Genomic DNA, 13,757 nt, shown 5'->3' with positions numbered 1-13,757 from the left:
CGATGTCACAACAGGGGCGTCTCATCGTTGTCTCCAACCGCATTCCCACCGAGGCGGCGCCGTCGGGCGGCCTCGTCGTGGCGTTGCACGAAGCGCTGGAGTCGCGCGGGGGGATCTGGATCGGCTCGTCCGGCCAGGTCGTCGATGAACCGGGCGGCCTCAAGACGCTGGCCGACGACAAGTACACCCGTCTCGCCTTCGACCTGACGAAGGCCGAGCACGAGGGCTTCTACCTCGGCTACGCCAACTCCGTCCTGTGGCCGCTCTTCCACCACCGCGCCGACCTGATCGACGTCGACCAGGGCGACCGCGACCAGTACATGGGCGTCAACGCCCGCGTCGCGCAGCTCATCGCCGAGGTGATCGAGCCGAACGACGTGCTGTGGATCCACGACTACCACTTCCTGCCGCTCGCCGCCGAGTTGCGCAAGCTGGGCCTGGACAACCGGATGGGCTATTTCCTGCACATCCCGTTCCCCAACCCCTCCGACATCGCCGCGCTGCCCGACCGCAAGCAGCTGCCGCACTGGATCGCCGCCTACGACCTGATCGGCCTGCAGACCCAGCGCGACGTCTCCGCCTGCCTCGAATGGCTGCGTGGCGACACCGCGGCCGAGTTCACCCTGCGCGGCCGCATGAAGCTCGACACCCGTCACTTCGAGGTCCGCAGCTTCCCCATCGGCATCGACGTCGACGCGTTCCGCGACGCCGCCGAGCGCGCCGACATCACCATCACCGACCTGCCGACGAACCAGAAGCTGATCCTCGGCGTCGACCGGCTCGACTATTCCAAGGGCCTGCCCAACCGCTTCGAGGCGTTCGGCAAGTACCTGTCCATGCGCGACAAGAACCTGCCGCACGCCACGATGATCCAGGTCGCACCGCCCTCGCGCGAGGACGTGGAGGCCTACAAGGACATCCGCGTCCAGCTCGAGAGCATGGCCGGCTCGGTCAATGGCGAGCACGCCGAACTCGACTGGACCCCGATCCGCTACCTGCGCCGTCCGCTGCCGCGCGACGTGGTCGCCGGCCTCTACCGCCGCGCCGACGTATGTCTGGTGACACCGCTGGCGGACGGGATGAACCTCGTCGCCAAGGAATACGTCGCCGCCCAGGACGGCGCCGACCCCGGCGTGCTGATCCTGTCGCACTTCGCCGGCGCCGCCGAGCAGCTCGACGGGGCGCTGATGGTCAACCCCTACGACACCGTCAGCATGGCCGAGGCCATCGATCAGGCCCTGAAGATGGACCTGCACGAACGCCGGGCCCGCTGGCTGTCGATGATGCAGGTGATCCGTGAGACGGATATCGACTGGTGGACGAATTCCTTCCTGCGCTCGCTCCAGAACCAGCCACAGATGCGTGTCGCCTGACATAGAGCGGGGAACCGCCTGCCGCACCGCAGCGTTTAGCCCCGACTCAGACGGGGGATGATGCATGTCCAAGCGGGGCGCCGAAGAACGGCTGCGCGATATATCGGACGAGAAGCTGGTGAAGGACGCGGCCAAGCTGCGCTCCAAGCTCGTCTACGAGGTGATCCGGCGCGACGGCGAGGAAGAGCTCGAACGGACACAGCGCTCGCTGTTCTGGGCCGGCATCGCGGCCGGCGTGCTGATCTCCTTCTCCGTCATCGGCGAGGCGCTGCTGCGCACCTACCTGCCCCAGGGGCAGAGCTGGACGTACATCGTCGAGAACCTCGGCTATTCCTTCGGCTTCCTGCTGGTGATCCTGGGCCGGATGCAGCTCTTCACCGAGAACACCATCACCACCGTGCTGCCCTTCATGCAGGCGCCCACCCTGCGCAACCTGATGCGGGTGCTCCGCCTCTGGGCCATCGTGCTGGGCGCCAATGTGGTCGGGGCCTTCGTCGCGGGCTGGTGGCTGGCGCAGGTCGGCGCGATGCCCGAGGAGGTGATCCCGACGATCCGCGGCCTCTCCGAACACGCCACCGGCATGGGCGCGTGGGAGAGCTTCGTGCGCGGCGTGCCGGCGGGCATCCTCGTGGCGGCGATCGTGTGGATGATGCCGCTGGTCACGAGCGGGGCCGAGTTCCTCGTCATCATGGTCTTCACCTGGCTCATCGCGCTGGGCGACTTCACCCACGTGGTGGCGGGCTCGGTCGAGATGGCGTTCCTGATGATCGAGGGCGGGCTGGGCGCCTACGAGGGCGTCTTCGACTTCTTCCTCCCCGTCTTCGCGGGCAACGTCGTGGGCGGCACGCTGATCTTCGCGGCGATGGCCTGGGGCCAGGTGAAGGACGAGTACCACCCGGAGACCGAACAAGCGCACTAATTGCGCGTCCCTCGGGAACCCGCCGCCGACTCGCGGGTTTCCTTTCCAGACGGAGGCAACGGTCTCTGTGAAAGTCCACGACCGATCGCGACCCATCCCTGTCCCCTCGTCCCTCAGGTCGCGATCGGTCGTGGCGCTTCCGCCACAGCCACGAAGAGCGAGCGCATGTCCAGCAAGCATGGAAATTCGGTCAAGGACGACGACACCTACGAGGCGCTGCGCGACGACGGCGCGTCGAAGGAGAAGGCGGCCCGCATCGCCAATGCCAAGGCCAACGAGGACCAGCACCCCTCGAAGAAGGGCGGCAAGTCGGCCGCCTACGAGGACTGGAGCAAGGACGACCTCTACGGGCGCGCGCAGGAGATCGGCATCGAGGGCCGATCCGACATGTCCAAGGACGAACTCATCGACGCCCTGCGCAACCATTGACAGCGGACGCCGCTTTGCGCAGTCCGGTTGCCATATGAAGGCCCGTCCGTGCGGCGGGCCTTTCGCGTGAGGGAGGACGCATGATCCAGCGGGGGCGGTGGTGGAAGGCGATGAAGTCGGTCGCGGTGGAGATCGGCGAGAAGAACCTCGGGCTCATCGCCGCCGGGTGCGCCTTCTTCGGCATCGTCGCGATCTTCCCCGCCATCGGCGCGATCATCGCCATCTTCGGCCTCGTGGCCGATCCGGCCATCGTCTCGGCGCAGCTCCAGCTGATGGAGGAGTTCATCCCCGCCGAGGCCTACAAGCTCTTCTCCGAGCAGATCAACGCGCTCCTCGCCGCCCGCACCGACCAGCTCGGCTGGACGTCGCTGCTGTCGCTGATGATCGCGCTCTGGTCGGCGCGGCTGGGGGTGGCGTCGATCATGCAGGGGCTCAACGCCATCCACGGCCAGCCCAATCGGGGCGGGCTGCGCCAGATCATGGTGGCGCTGCTGCTCACGGTCAGCCTGATCGGCGTGTCCGTCGCCTCGCTGCTGCTGGTGGTCATCGCGCCCATCGTGTTCTCGTTCCTGCAGCTCGGCGCTGCGGCGGCGTGGCTGCTCGAGGCGCTGCGCTGGCTGGTGGCGCTGTTCATCCTGCTGGCGGGGCTCGGCATCCTCTACCGCTTCGGCCCCAACGCGCGCGGCGATCGCCCGAGCTGGGTCTCGCCCGGCGCGGTGCTGGCGGTGGTGCTGTGGCTCGCGGCGTCCGTCGGCTTCTCGCTCTACCTCGCCAACTTCGGCCGCTACAACGAGGTCTACGGCTCCATCGGGGCGGTGATCGCGCTGCTGATTTGGCTCTACATCTCCGCCTTCCTCGTGCTCTTGGGCGCGGCGCTCAACGCGGCGCTGCGGCGGCTGCGGCGGGCGGAGAAGGCGGCGCGCAAGGCACTCGAGGAGGAGCGTCCGCCCGAACTAGATGAGGGGCCGGGTCATCCAGGCTGACTCGCCGGCTTCCTCGCCGGCGGACTCGGCGAGGCCGGCATGGGAGTGAATCTTGATGTGCCCGTCGTGCCAGCTCGCGATCTGGTGGTCGCGCAGGCGGGCGAGGGTCTTGTTGGTGTGCACCAGCGACAGGCCGAGGGCGTCGGCGAGGTCCTGCTGGCGGTAGGGCATCGGGAAGCTGTCGCCGGTGGTCATCCCGAGGGCCTCGGCCCGGTTGAACAGCCGCATCAGCGCCCACGCCATTCGCGCCACCGCCGGAAGCTGCCCCACCGTCGCCAGCGTCTCGCCGAGGAAGTGCTCCTCGGTCGCGGCCAGCCATGTGATGTCGTAGGCGCGCTCGGGGTGATGTCGGAAGATGTTGAAGAACTCCTTCCGGTCGAACACGCAAAGCACCATTTCGGTTGTCGCTTCGACACTGTGGTGCATCTCGCCCATCATCCCGGCCTGCAGGCCGAGGAAGTCGCCGGGGAAGACGAAGTTCAGCACCTGCCGCCGCCCGCTTGCGAAGGTCTTGTAGCGCAGTCCTTGCCCCGCCAGCACTGTGTAGAGCTGGGGCGAGTTCGATCCTTCCATCAGCAGCTGCATCCCCGGCGCGACCTTCAGCTCCCCCGACTTGAACCGCTGAAGAAAGGCGAGTTCCTGCTCGGTGACCGGAGCGAAAATGTCGCAGCGGCGCAGCGGGCAGTTGCGGCAGGGGACGGGCATGGAGGAACGACCTTTGTTATGTCTTTCCTTAATGCACGGAAGCACTTGGCGTTCCATAATGGGGTATGGACGAATCGCCGTCATTCAAACGTTTCCGTGTGTTGATCGCGGTGCCGGTGCGTCTGCTCGCGCTCGACCTCGAGGGAGAGATCCGCGAGTTCGTGTCCGACGCGGAGATCGAGCACTGGTCCGGCACCGGCTGGGTGGAGGATGCCGAGCCCGATCTCGTGTTCTGGTCGGCGGGGCAGGATTCGCCCGAGGCGCTCGAGCTGTTCGACCACCTCAAGGGCCGGGCGCTGCGGATGGTGCTGGTCGGCGGCGATGGGCCGGGGCAGGGGCCGGGCGCGGCGCTGCTGCACCACGTCCCCGTGCCGTTCTCGCCCGCCGAGATCGGCGCGCACGTGCGCGCCTGCCTGCAGGTCGCTACCTCTTCCGTCCCGAATTGAGCCCCGCGACCAGCCCGGCGATGAACGCCTGCACCGCCGCCGGGAACAGCGCGCCGGCGGGCGTCGCGGCGGGCGGGGGCGCGGCCACCGGCGCAGGCGCGACGCGGGTGCGGCGCATCGTGGCGATCACGAGCAGGATGCAGCCGAGCCCCGCGAACAGGAAGCCGAGGATCAGCGACGCCAGCACCGCCCCGACCGCCGCGGCGAGCCCGAGCCAGGCGGCGAGCGTCAGGAAGAACAGCCCCATCAGCAACAGCGCCAGCCCGAACGCCCCGATCGCCGCGCGGCGGGCGGCGAGGGCCGCCTGCGCCCGCAGCGTCGTCCTCAGTCCAAGCAACGTGCCGATCACTTGCGCGCCGCGAAGAGGCCCACGATGAACCCCAGGATCGCCGCGATGCCGAGCGCCGAGCCGGGCTGCTGGTGCACGAAGTCGCGCGCCTCGCGCCCGTAGCGCTCCGCCTCGGCCTGCAGCCGTTCCACACGCTCCTCGGCCGTCTCGCGCGCGGTGCGGGCATAGCCCTCCGCCGAGCTCTTCGCCTCGCGCACGCGGCCCTTGCCGTACTCGCTCATGGCGCTGGTCAGGTTGGCGATGTCGCTCTTCAGCGCCTCGAGCTGCACCGAGACTTCCTTCAGCGACAGCTCGGCCTCGTCGGCGGTCTTCTGGGCGGCCTGCTTGGCCTGCGTGGTCGTGGCCATGGTGATCTCCTGCATGTGTCTATTGACGTGGCAACGCCGCCTCGCGCGGCGCGGTTCCGGTAGAAGAAGAAGCCCCGGCCTGCGGGCAGCACCGGGGCTCTGGCGTCTCGGGAACGCCGGGGAACGACGGGGCGGCCTCAGCTGTGCAGCGGCTCGGTCGAGGAGAAGAACATCGCCTGGCTGACGGCGGAGCGCACCTGGTCCTCGCGGTAGGGCTTGGAGATCAGGAACGCCGGCTCGGGCCGGTCGCCCGTCAGCAGCCGCTCGGGGAAGGCGGTGATGAAGATCACCGGCGTGTCGCCGAGCGCGCCCAGGATGTCGTTGACCGCGTCGATGCCGCTCGAGTTGTCGGCGAGCTGGATGTCGGCGAGGATCAGGTCGGGCCGCTCGGTGTTGGCGAGCTCGACGGCGCTGTCGCGGGTGCGGGCGACGCCGGTGATCGCGTGGCCCATGTCGGCGACAATGGCCTGCAGGTCCATCGCGATGATCGCCTCGTCCTCGATGATCATCACCCGTCCCGACACGCTGTCGGCCATCTCGCGCTGCGCGAGATCGACGAGGTGCTGGGCCTCGGAGCTGTCGGTGTTCATCACCTGGGCGATCTCCTCGATCGAGAGATCCTCGATCGTGTGCAGCAGCAGCGCCTCGCGGGTGTTCGGCGTCAGCTTCGACAGGTGAGCCTGCGCGGCCTTCGCCAGCCCGCTCTCGCCTTCCCCGACGGGGGAGCCGGAACTCGTCCAGATACCGTGGAACACCGAAAACAGCGCCACCCGGGGCGACGCGCCGTTTTCGAAGACCGAACGGTCCTCGAGGATCGCCTCGAGAGTGGCGGCCGCATACGCGTCGCCGGAGTTCTGGGCCCCGGTGAGGGCGCGGGCGTAACGGCGGAGGTATGGCAGCTCGTTGCCGATCACGTTGGCCAGGTCTGTCGCCTCGGTGGTCGCAGTCATAAAACGTACCCTTTTTTCTGCGTTTTTCGGGAACCAAACGTCGCCCCGAGGATTTTAGTTCCACTGTAGGGACGTGCGTACAGGTTTTTTTCGCGTGCGCTCCTGACCGGAGAGTAAGGGACGAACATCATTATGGCAAAACCCAAGGGGCGGCTCGAGGACATCGACGCGCACCTCAAACGCGCGTTTTCACAGATCGAAAACGAGGCGCTTCCGGACAAGCTGACAGATCTCCTCGAAAAGCTGCGCCAGCAAGACAAGCAGGGCGGTGCGGCCGGAGCGGACAGCGGCGGACCGGAAGCGCAGCTGCAGGAAGCCGGCATCGGAGGCGCGCGCAGCGAATGACGACTCCGCGTGATCCCAAAGAAGAGCTGGTGGAGCACCTGCCGGCCCTGCGCGTCTTCGCGCTCAGCCTGACGCGCGACGGTGCGTCGGCGGACGACCTGGTGCAGGACACCGTGGTCAAGGCCTGGTCGAACCTCGACAAGTTCCAGGCCGGCACCAACCTGCGCGCCTGGCTGTTCACCATCCTGCGCAACACCTTCTACTCGGGCCGCCGCAAGGCAAAGCGCGAGGTGGCCGACGTCGACGGCGCCTTCACCGGCGCCCTTGCCGAAAAGCCCGAGCACGACGGCAAGCTGCAGATGAACGACTTCTTCCGGGCCTTCAGCAAGCTCCCCGAGGAGCAGCGCGAGGCGCTGACGCTGGTCGGGGCGCAAGGGTTCTCCTACGAGGAAGCCGCCGCGATGTGCGGCGTCGCCATCGGCACGATCAAGAGCCGCGCCAACCGCGGCCGGGTCCGGCTCAACGAGCTGCTCGGCATGCGCGACGACGAGGAGATGGAGATGACCGACGGCGCGACTCTGGCGGTACTTGCCTCGAACGGAACGGGCCATCTGTGACTTCGGGGGAGTGGGCGAAGGCTGGCGCCGGACAGGGGCTTACCCTTCGCGTCATCATCCTGATGTCGATGGTCCTGCTGCCCCTCGGCCTCATCGCCGTGGTGCAGACGCGCGAGTACGAGCGTGAATCCCTGCGCCGGTCCGAACTGGCGCTGCTGGCCCTGACGGAGCGTGCGACGGCATCGGAATCGGTGCTGATCGAGAACGCCGTCGGGGCCGCCTCCGGCCTGTCGTCCGTCATCGACCTGCTCGACGAGGATCCGGCCGTCTGCTCCGAGCGGATGGTGGATTTCCTGCGCGACTCGCCCGAGTTCGTGTTCGCAGGCTTCGTGCCGCTCGACGGGCAGATGGTCTGCTCCAGCGCCGGCCGCCCGCTCGACATGACCATGTCGAGCCTCTACGAAACCCTCAGCGAGGAGCCGCGCCGGCAGGTGACGGCGAGCGCCGACGGCGCGATCTCGGGCGAGTGGGTGATCGTGGTCACCGAGCCCGTGTTCGACGGCGAGGAGTATATCGGCTGGGTGTCGATCTCGATCCCCCACCGCCTGCTCGGGCGCGAACAGACCGAGCCCCTCGTCAGCAACCAGTCCCGGCCGATGCAGATGGTCACCTTCAACGCGCGCGGCGAGGTGCTGAGCCGCGCCGCGGGCATGGCGCAGTCGGGGCTCGAGGACCTGCCCGAGCAGCCGCTCGAGGCCCTCGCCGCCGAGGGGGCGCGGGCCTTCACCGCGCGCAACCGCGAGGGCGAGCGGCGCATCTACGCGGTGACGCCCGTGGTGCCCGACACCGTCTTCGCGCTCGGCGTCTGGGACATCGAGGACCGCACCCTCGGCGGGCTGCCCTCGGGCCTCGCCGCGGTGCTGTTTCCCGCCATCATGTGGATCGCGAGCCTCGCCGTCGGCTCGCTGGCGATGCACTGGCTGGTCATCGTCCACGTCCAGCGCCTGCAGCAGAAGATGCGCAGCTTCGGCCGCTCCCGCCGCCTCGTCGAGACCCCGGCCCGCGCCGGCATCCCCTCCGAGTTCCGCGAGATGGACGCCGAGTTCATGGCGATGGCCGAGAACGTCATGCGCGACGAGGCGCAGCTCGAGAACGCGGTGCGCGAGAAGAACATCCTGCTCAAGGAAATCCACCACCGCGTGAAGAACAACCTGCAGCTGCTGTCGTCGATCACCTCGATGAAGCGGCGCAAGGTCCAGAGCGACGAGGCGCGCACGGTGCTGTCGCGCCTGCAGGACCGCATCCTCAGCCTCGCCGCGATCCACCGCAATCTCTACCAGTCCGAGGACATGTCGGCGGTCAACGCCGGCCAGCTCATCCACGACATCACCACCCAGCAGGGCATCGGGCGAGGCGGCGGCAAGCTCGACCTCGACATCGACGAGGTGTTCCTGGTGCCACCGCAGGCGGTGCCGTTCTCGCTGATGCTGGCCGAGACGCTCTCCTACGGCCGGCCCGAGGAGGGCGAGGTCATCGTCTCGCTCAAGTGGCAGGGGGAGGGGGTGCGGCTGACGGTCGTGTCGCCGCCGCCGGGGCAGGAGGAATTCGAGGAGCTCGGCCTGATCGGCGACCACTTCATCGACGCCCTCGCCGACCAGCTCGGCGGCCGGCCCGAGCGCGACTTCCTCGACGACGGCCGGCGGCGGCTGACGCTCGACTTCGTGCCGCTCGAGGCGCTGCCCGACACGCTAGATTACTGATGAAGGACATCGAGGATCTGCGCATCCTCCTCACCGCCGCGGAAGCCTATCCCGCGTTCGAGGAGCGCGTCGCGGCGGCGCAGGTGCGCATCACCGCCTCGTTCCGCATCTTCGACCCCTTCACCCGGCTGCGCACCCGCGCCGGGCGCGCCTACGGGACGCACTGGTTCGACCTGCTCGCCGGCAAGCTGCGCGAGGGGGTGGAGATCGACCTCGCCATTGCCGACTTCGACCCGGTCGCCAAGCCCGGTCTGCATCGCCAGACATGGGCGTCGATGCGCGCGTTCTGGGCGCTGGCCGAGGCGTCGGGCGCGTGCGACGGGCTGCGGGTGCGCGCCAACATGCACCCCGCCCGGACCGGCCGGCTGCCGACCTTCCTGCTCTGGCCCCACGCCCGCCGCCGCATCCGCACCGAGCTCGCCCGGCTGTCGCGGCTGCCCGAGGCGGAGCGGCAGGAGGCGCTGCGGCTCAGCCCGGCGCTCATGCCGCTGCTCAAGGACGACGGCCGCCGGGTCCGGTTCTGGCCGCCGGTCCACTACGTCCCGGCGAGCCACCACCAGAAGATCGCGGTGATCGACGACGAATGGCTCTATATGGGCGGCCTCGACCTCGACGAGCGCCGCTACGACTCGATCGATCACGAGCGCCCCGCCGAGGAGACGTGGCACGACGTGCAGATGCTGGTGCGCGGCCGGGTCGTCGCCGACGCGCTGCGCCACCTGCGCGAGTTCGAGGCCGTGACCGCCGGGCGGCAGCCGCCGTCGCAATTGCCGGGGCCGTTCCTGCGCACCCTGTCGGCGCCGCGCCGGCACGGCGCCTGGGCGAGCCTGTCGCCGAAGACCGTCGCCAGCGAGCTGTTTGCCGTGCACATCGAGGGTATCGCCAGTGCACGCCGGGTGATCTACATCGAGACCCAGTTCCTGCGCGACAGCCGCATCGCCGCCGCGCTGGGGCGCGCCGCCCGCGAGCGCCCGGACCTGCGCGTCATCATCGTGCTTCCCGCCGCTCCCGAAGACGTCGCCTTCCTGCCGCGTCCCGGCCCCGACGCGCGCTACGGCGAGTACCTGCAGGCCCGCGCCGTGGCGCGCCTGACCACCGCCTTCGGCGGCCGCCTGTTCCTCGCCGCCCCCGCCCAGCCCGCGCGCCAGCAGCGCGCCCGCACCCGCCGCGATCACCTCGACGGCGCGCCCATCATCTACGTCCACGCCAAGATCGCCGTCTTCGACAACGCCTGGGCCGTGGTCTCCTCCGCCAACCTCAACGGGCGCAGCATGTCGTGGGACACCGAGTGCGGCCTGCGGCTCGACGACCCGGGCATCGCGACCCACCTGCTCCAGCGCTGCCTCGACCACTGGTCCGCGGGGCAGGGGCCGGCGGCGACGGACGAGCCGGCGCATATCCTCGAGACTTTGCGCGCCCGCGCCTACGCCGACCGCGCCCGCGACCCGGACCAGCGCGAGGGCCTGCTGCTGCCCTACCGCGTCGCCCCCGCCCGCCGCTTCGGGCGCAACCTGCCCGGGATCCCGGAAGGCATGGTCTGAGCCTCCGGTTGCCGCTACGGCAGCGCCGCCGACGAGGGCGCGTGGCAGGAATGGCACGACAGCTCCCTGCGGGCCGAGCGCACTGAAATGTGGCTAGAAAATGGCGCGCCTCGCCGCTAGCCTGTTTGCAAAACAGTTAGTCCCGCCGAGCAGTAACTTACGAGCGGGACGCCATAGAGGCGGAGCAGGGCATGTCGACGATCGATTTCGTCGTCCGCGACGACGCGGGCAATTTTCAACGCGGATCCATGGGCGAGGGAACGGGGCAGACGGCGGTCGCGCTGAGCGACGGCGCCGACATCTCGCTCAACCTCTATCCCGGCCAGATCGCCGGCTACAGCCGCGCCGGCACGGCGCTGCAGGTGATCCTCGCCAACGGCGAGACGCTGACCATCGAGGGTTTCTTCAACGGCACCGGCGAGCAGGTCCTGTTCGTCTCCGCCGGCGGCGAGCTGAGCCAGGTCAACCTCGTGGCGGGCGAGGGCAACGTGCTCTATGCCTCCTACGAGGAGGCCGGCGACTTCGGCAAATGGTCGCCCCTCGACGATTTCTTCTTCCTGCGCGGCCCCGAGATCCTCGTCACCGACGCCGCCGCGGTGGCGGCCGAGGACGACGGCGTCGGCATGTTGCTGACCCCGCTCGTCGGCGGCCTCGGCTTCCTCAGCCCCGCCACCGTCGGCGCGGCCGCGGTGGGCGCGGGCGTCCTCGGCGCGACGGTCGTCCGGCCCAAGGACGGCGACGACGACGGCGGCCAGACCCAGGGCGAGATCATCACCCGCCCCGACGTCGAGATCACCGGCGGCACCCAGGGCACCGGCCACATCGTCGACGGCACCGACCACGCCGACGGCGTGACCATCACCGGCACCGGCGAGGCCGGCGGCGCGATCACCGTCACCATCGGCGACGCCACCGCCGAGACGGTCGTGGACGGCGACGGCAACTGGACCGTCACCTTCCCGTCCGACGAGGTTCCCGGCGGCACCTACGAGGTGCCCGTCACCGTCGTCATCACCGACGAAAACGGCAACACCAGCACCGCCGAGGACATCGTCGAACTCGACACCGAGACCTTCGTCAGCTTCGACGAGGACGCCGTCGAGGGCGACGGCACCGCGAACGCCGAGGAGGTCTCCGACGGCGTCGTCCTCGAGGGCACGGTCGAGGCGGGCAGCACCGTCGTCGTCACCGTGGGCGGGCAGGCCTACGAGGCCGTCGTCGAGGGCACCACCTGGACCTGCACCCTGCCGGCCAGCGACGTCACCGGCGGCGAGTACGAGCTCGACGTCTCCGTCACCGCGACCGACGCGCTCGGCAACGTGGCGACCACCTCGGGCACCGTCACCGTCGACACCGTGACCACGCTCACCATCGACACCGCCAGCGTCGAGACCGACGGCACCGTCAACCGCGACGAGCGCAGCGACGGCGTCACCATCGGCGGCACCGCCGAGGCGGGCGCGACCGTGGTGCTCACGGTCAGCGGCACCGACTACACCACCACCGCCGGCAGCAGCGGCAGCTGGTCGGTCGAGGTCGCGGCCTCCGACATCCCCTCGGGCACCTACGACCTCGAGGTCTCCGCCACGTCGACCGATCTCGCGGGCAACCGCACCAGCACCAGCGGCACCATCGCCGTCGACACCGTCGTCGGCGTGACCATCGACACCGACATCGAGGGCGACGGCATCGTCAACGCCGTCGAGCGCGAGGACGGTATTACGCTCTCGGGCACCGCCGATGCCGGGGCGCAGGTGGAGGTCGAGTTCAACGGCGCCGTGCGCACCGTCACCGCTTCCGGCTCGGGCACCTGGTCGGCCGACTTCACGCGCGCCGAAGTGCCGGCGGGCGAGGTCGGGGTGGTCGCCACCGCCACCGCCACCGACGCCGCCGGCAACAGCGCCAGCGCGTCGGGCACCGTGGTGATCGACACCCACGTCACCAACTTCGGCTTCGACTCCGCGCCCGTCGCGGGCGACGACGTCATCAACGACGCCGAGGCCGATGCCGGCGTCACCATCGGCGGCACCGTCGAGGCGGGGTCGACCGTCGTCGTCAATCTCGGCGACGCCTCGCGCACCGTCGATGTCGGCGCCGACGGCACCTGGTCGGCCACCTTCACCGGCAGCGAGATCCCGCCCGGCGAGACCACCGTGCCGGTCACCGTCCACGCCACCGACCGCGCCGGCAACACCGCCGTGCTCAACGACAGCGTCGTCGTCGACCGGATCGTCTCGCCGCTCACCGGCTCCGAGAACGTCACCGCCGACGATATCGTCAACGCCCAGGAGGCCGCGTCGGGCATCACCCTCGCCGGCACCGTGGAGCAGGGCTCGAGCGTCACCGTCACCTTCGAGGGCACCAGCCGCGCCGCCACCGTCGCAGCCGACGGCGCCTGGACGGTCGACTTCGCCGCCTCCGAGATCCCGCCCGGCACCTATACCGCCGCCGTCTCGATCACCGCGACCGACGCGGCGGGCAACGTGCGCACGATCACCGACAGCTTCGAGATCGACACCGTCGCGCCCGAGGTGCCGCTGGTGACGTCGACGGATCGCGGCGTGGACGGGCTGCGCTCGGTCGGCATCTCCGAGGCCGACGAGGGGATCGCGGTGACGTCGGTCTCCGCCAGCGGCGACAAGACCGGCCTCGGCTTCGAGCGCGAGGTCGACACCCGCTACGACGAGATCGACCTGCACTTCGACAGCCCCGTCTCCGACGGCTCGCAGCTGGTCATCAGCTCGACCGACGCGGCGGGCAACCAGAATGCCTCGCTGTTCGTGCTCGACGAGAGCGGCACCAACGTCGTCGACGTCGACAATCCCGGCCTCGAGGGCTTCGACATCGGCTCCATCGACCTGCACTTCGCCCTCGACAGCGAGCTGACGCTGAGCGCGGACGACCTGCACAAGCTGTCGCGCAACGACAACGAGCTGACCATCCACGGCGGCAGCGACGACAGCGTCACCATCGCCGGCGCGACCGCGACCGGGGAGAGCCAGACCATCGGCGGGCGCAGCTACGACATCTACTCGCTCGGCGACGAAGGCGGTCGGGTCATCATCGATGAGGACATCAACGTCATCATCTGAACGCGCAGCACGCGAGGCCGG

General features: G+C 69.4%; 14 protein-coding genes. 10 read left to right on the top strand and 4 right to left on the bottom strand.

The features are described from left to right. The first annotated feature begins 2 nt into the window (after nucleotides 1-2). The 4 genes from OG2516_RS05280 to OG2516_RS05265 all read left to right on the top strand — a co-directional run bounded on the left by OG2516_RS05280 (nucleotide 3) and on the right by OG2516_RS05265 (nucleotide 3,704). Entirely contained in the window at nucleotides 3-1,373 is a 1,371-nt protein-coding gene (locus OG2516_RS05280; protein ID WP_007254596.1) for an alpha,alpha-trehalose-phosphate synthase (UDP-forming), read from the top strand. A gap of 64 nt (nucleotides 1,374-1,437) precedes the next feature. After that, a complete protein-coding gene (locus OG2516_RS05275; RefSeq protein WP_007254595.1) occupies nucleotides 1,438-2,292 on the top strand; it encodes a formate/nitrite transporter family protein in 855 nt (284 codons plus the stop codon). Between the two features lie 165 nt (nucleotides 2,293-2,457). Beyond that, complete coding sequence (locus OG2516_RS05270) at nucleotides 2,458-2,721, top strand: DUF7218 family protein (RefSeq protein ID WP_007254594.1); 264 nt, start codon at nucleotides 2,458-2,460, stop codon at nucleotides 2,719-2,721. An 80-nt stretch (nucleotides 2,722-2,801) separates the two neighbouring features. After that, on the top strand, nucleotides 2,802-3,704 hold the full coding sequence (locus OG2516_RS05265) for a YihY/virulence factor BrkB family protein (RefSeq protein WP_007254593.1): 903 nt from the start codon (nucleotides 2,802-2,804) through the stop codon (nucleotides 3,702-3,704). On the opposite strand, the gene OG2516_RS05260 is transcribed toward OG2516_RS05265, so the two are convergent. Next, on the bottom strand, nucleotides 3,675-4,409 hold the full coding sequence (locus tag OG2516_RS05260; protein ID WP_007254592.1) for a Crp/Fnr family transcriptional regulator: 735 nt from the start codon (nucleotides 4,407-4,409) through the stop codon (nucleotides 3,675-3,677). The genes OG2516_RS05265 and OG2516_RS05260 overlap by 30 nt on opposite strands. 116 nt (nucleotides 4,410-4,525) lie before the next feature. On the opposite strand from OG2516_RS05260, the gene OG2516_RS05255 reads away from it, so the two are divergent. Next, on the top strand, nucleotides 4,526-4,855 hold the full coding sequence (locus OG2516_RS05255) for a hypothetical protein (RefSeq protein WP_192808354.1): 330 nt from the start codon (nucleotides 4,526-4,528) through the stop codon (nucleotides 4,853-4,855). Here OG2516_RS05255 and OG2516_RS05250 read toward each other — a convergent pair. From OG2516_RS05250 to OG2516_RS05240, 3 genes are all read right to left on the bottom strand, one after another. Further along, nucleotides 4,833-5,192 carry a hypothetical protein gene (locus OG2516_RS05250; protein ID WP_156799274.1) on the bottom strand — a complete coding sequence of 120 codons (360 nt, stop codon included), beginning with the start codon at nucleotides 5,190-5,192 and terminating at the stop codon, nucleotides 4,833-4,835. The genes OG2516_RS05255 and OG2516_RS05250 overlap by 23 nt on opposite strands. 8 nt (nucleotides 5,193-5,200) lie before the next feature. After that, on the bottom strand, nucleotides 5,201-5,551 hold the full coding sequence (locus OG2516_RS05245; RefSeq protein ID WP_192808353.1) for an ElaB/YgaM/YqjD family protein: 351 nt from the start codon (nucleotides 5,549-5,551) through the stop codon (nucleotides 5,201-5,203). A gap of 137 nt (nucleotides 5,552-5,688) precedes the next feature. Continuing rightward, complete coding sequence (locus tag OG2516_RS05240; protein ID WP_007254588.1) at nucleotides 5,689-6,501, bottom strand: response regulator; 813 nt, start codon at nucleotides 6,499-6,501, stop codon at nucleotides 5,689-5,691. Between the two features lie 132 nt (nucleotides 6,502-6,633). Here OG2516_RS05240 and OG2516_RS05235 point away from each other — a divergent pair, with 132 nt between their 5' ends. From OG2516_RS05235 to OG2516_RS20860, 5 genes are all read left to right on the top strand, one after another. After that, nucleotides 6,634-6,846, top strand: a complete 213-nt coding sequence (locus OG2516_RS05235) for a NepR family anti-sigma factor (protein WP_007254587.1) — start codon at nucleotides 6,634-6,636, stop codon at nucleotides 6,844-6,846. Continuing rightward, nucleotides 6,843-7,403: an RNA polymerase sigma factor gene (locus OG2516_RS05230; RefSeq protein WP_040614981.1), complete on the top strand. Its 561-nt coding sequence runs from the start codon at nucleotides 6,843-6,845 to the stop codon at nucleotides 7,401-7,403. Before OG2516_RS05235 ends, OG2516_RS05230 begins: the two co-directional genes overlap by 4 nt. 68 nt (nucleotides 7,404-7,471) lie before the next feature. After that, nucleotides 7,472-9,103, top strand: coding sequence for a sensor histidine kinase (locus tag OG2516_RS05225; RefSeq protein ID WP_156799273.1), 1,632 nt, complete (start codon nucleotides 7,472-7,474; stop codon nucleotides 9,101-9,103). Then, nucleotides 9,103-10,644 carry a phospholipase D-like domain-containing protein gene (locus OG2516_RS05220; RefSeq protein WP_007254584.1) on the top strand — a complete coding sequence of 514 codons (1,542 nt, stop codon included), beginning with the start codon at nucleotides 9,103-9,105 and terminating at the stop codon, nucleotides 10,642-10,644. Before OG2516_RS05225 ends, OG2516_RS05220 begins: the two co-directional genes overlap by 1 nt. Nucleotides 10,645-10,835: 191 nt before the next feature. Further along, nucleotides 10,836-13,736, top strand: coding sequence for an Ig-like domain-containing protein (locus OG2516_RS20860; protein ID WP_007254583.1), 2,901 nt, complete (start codon nucleotides 10,836-10,838; stop codon nucleotides 13,734-13,736). Nucleotides 13,737-13,757 lie beyond the last annotated feature (21 nt).

The sequence above is a fragment of the Oceanicola granulosus HTCC2516 genome (assembly GCF_000153305.1).
Taxonomy (GTDB): Bacteria; Pseudomonadota; Alphaproteobacteria; order Rhodobacterales; family Rhodobacteraceae; genus Oceanicola; species Oceanicola granulosus.
The sequence above is the reverse complement of the archived record's forward strand: the minus strand, read 5'-3'. Positions and strand labels throughout refer to the sequence as shown.

Coding starts and splice junctions, on each gene's coding strand:
- OG2516_RS05270 (WP_007254594.1), top strand. CDS start 2,458: ATGTCCAGCAAGCATGGAAATTCGGTCAAGGACGACGACACCTACGAG.
- OG2516_RS05280 (WP_007254596.1), top strand. CDS start 3: ATGTCACAACAGGGGCGTCTCATCGTTGTCTCCAACCGCATTCCCACC.
- OG2516_RS05275 (WP_007254595.1), top strand. CDS start 1,438: ATGTCCAAGCGGGGCGCCGAAGAACGGCTGCGCGATATATCGGACGAG.
- OG2516_RS05260 (WP_007254592.1), bottom strand. CDS start 4,409: ATGCCCGTCCCCTGCCGCAACTGCCCGCTGCGCCGCTGCGACATTTTC.
- OG2516_RS05230 (WP_040614981.1), top strand. CDS start 6,843: ATGACGACTCCGCGTGATCCCAAAGAAGAGCTGGTGGAGCACCTGCCG.
- OG2516_RS05245 (WP_192808353.1), bottom strand. CDS start 5,551: ATGGCCACGACCACGCAGGCCAAGCAGGCCGCCCAGAAGACCGCCGAC.
- OG2516_RS20860 (WP_007254583.1), top strand. CDS start 10,836: ATGTCGACGATCGATTTCGTCGTCCGCGACGACGCGGGCAATTTTCAA.
- OG2516_RS05220 (WP_007254584.1), top strand. CDS start 9,103: ATGAAGGACATCGAGGATCTGCGCATCCTCCTCACCGCCGCGGAAGCC.
- OG2516_RS05225 (WP_156799273.1), top strand. CDS start 7,472: ATGGTCCTGCTGCCCCTCGGCCTCATCGCCGTGGTGCAGACGCGCGAG.
- OG2516_RS05240 (WP_007254588.1), bottom strand. CDS start 6,501: ATGACTGCGACCACCGAGGCGACAGACCTGGCCAACGTGATCGGCAAC.
- OG2516_RS05265 (WP_007254593.1), top strand. CDS start 2,802: ATGATCCAGCGGGGGCGGTGGTGGAAGGCGATGAAGTCGGTCGCGGTG.
- OG2516_RS05235 (WP_007254587.1), top strand. CDS start 6,634: ATGGCAAAACCCAAGGGGCGGCTCGAGGACATCGACGCGCACCTCAAA.